Origin of the sequence: Deinococcus sedimenti, assembly GCF_014648135.1 — a bacterium.
GTDB lineage: Bacteria > Deinococcota > Deinococci > Deinococcales > Deinococcaceae > Deinococcus > Deinococcus sedimenti.
Genome location: NZ_BMQN01000061.1, coordinates 1 through 694 on the forward strand (window position 1 = coordinate 1; position 694 = coordinate 694).

General features: G+C 64.6%; 1 protein-coding gene. It reads left to right on the forward strand.

Going from position 1 to position 694, the window contains the following annotated elements; all coding sequences use genetic code 11:
* Positions 1-11 precede the first annotated feature (11 nt).
* Positions 12-694: transposase family protein (locus IEY69_RS21620; RefSeq protein ID WP_505706030.1), on the forward strand; the 683-nt coding region annotated here is incomplete at its 3' end.

Here is a 694-nt window from a genome sequence, read left to right on the forward strand (position 1 = left end):
TATCTGGGTCTGTGACGAGCCCCGATACTGCCCGCTTCCATGCTGACACGTTGGCCACCTACCTGCACACTCGCTGGCCACACCGCCGTACGGACGCGCTCCGTCGTCTTGCCGAAGTGCTCCTGGCCGTGCTCCAGGCCGAGTCCACACTCCACCGCAAGATCGCGCTTCATCTGCCCAGAGCAGCCACGCTGGAATCAAAAACCCGGACGGTGGCCCGCGTGTTTCACGACGCTCAGCTCACGCCGCAGGACGTCACAGACGTCCTGCTTCCCTTACTGCCCGACGGCAAGCTCACCCTGATCATGGACCGCACCACCTGGCACTACGGCCAGACGCCGCTGAACATCCTCGTCCTGGGCGTCCTGCTCGGGGGCGCGGTGATTCCCCTCGTCTGGTCGATCCTGCCGCATCAAGGCAACAGTTGCACTGCTGCCCGGATCCTCCTGGTCGCCCGACTCCTCAAGGTGATGCCAGCCCGCCGCTGGGCCGTGTTGATCGCGGACCGGGAGTTCGTGGGGCGCGAGTGGTGCTCGTTTCTGCGCTGGAAACGCATCCGGCAGTGCATCCGCATCCGGGAGAACACCAGAATCGAGGATGAACTGGTGCGAGACTTGTTCACGACGCTCCAACCGGGACAGGTGCGCACCCTGTTCGAGCGGACGTGGGTCTATGGGGGCTGGATGCACGTGGT